Genomic DNA, 557 nt, shown 5'->3' with positions numbered 1-557 from the left:
GGCTCAGGGGGGCCAAGGGGCCGAAGGTTCCCATGGGGCCCGGGATGCTCAGCGCGCCCAAGGTGCTCAAGGCGCCCAAGGCAGCGAGGGGACCGGTGAGGTGGAGGCCGTCGCGCGGTGGATGGCGGCACGGCTCGACCGCCCGCTGACCCTCGCGGAGATCGCCGACCACGCCGGTATGAGCGTACGGAGCCTCAACCGGCGCTTCCGCGCGGACACCGGCCTCTCCCCGCTCCAGTGCCTGCTGCGCGCCCGGGTCCGCCGGGCGCAGTGGCTGCTGGAGCGTACGGACCTGCCGGTCGGCCAGATCGCGACGCAGACCGGCCTCGGCACCCCGGCCAACCTCCGCCACCACTTCCAGCGCCACAACGGCACGACCCCCGGCACCTACCGCGCGGCCTACCGCTCACTGGCCGGCATGTTCGCCGCCGCGGTAGGCACCGAGACGGACGGGGCGGACCCGGACGAGGCGGGCCCGGACGGAGCGGGCCCGGGCGGGGCGGGCCCGGGCGGGGCGTAGGTGGACCGGACGGACCCGGGCGCGACGGACCCGCACG

The 557-nt window shown here is 76.8% G+C and carries 1 protein-coding gene; it reads left to right on the top strand.

The genetic code is table 11. The features are described from left to right. On the top strand, positions 1–520 hold a 520-nt coding region (locus tag KUM32_RS42955; RefSeq protein WP_217146970.1), incomplete at its 5' end, for a helix-turn-helix domain-containing protein. Between the last annotated feature and the right edge of the window lie 37 nt (positions 521–557).

The organism is Streptomyces sp. AC627_RSS907 (genome assembly GCF_019049165.1).
Note: the sequence above shows the minus strand (reverse complement) of the source record. Positions and strands in the feature narration are given on the sequence as shown.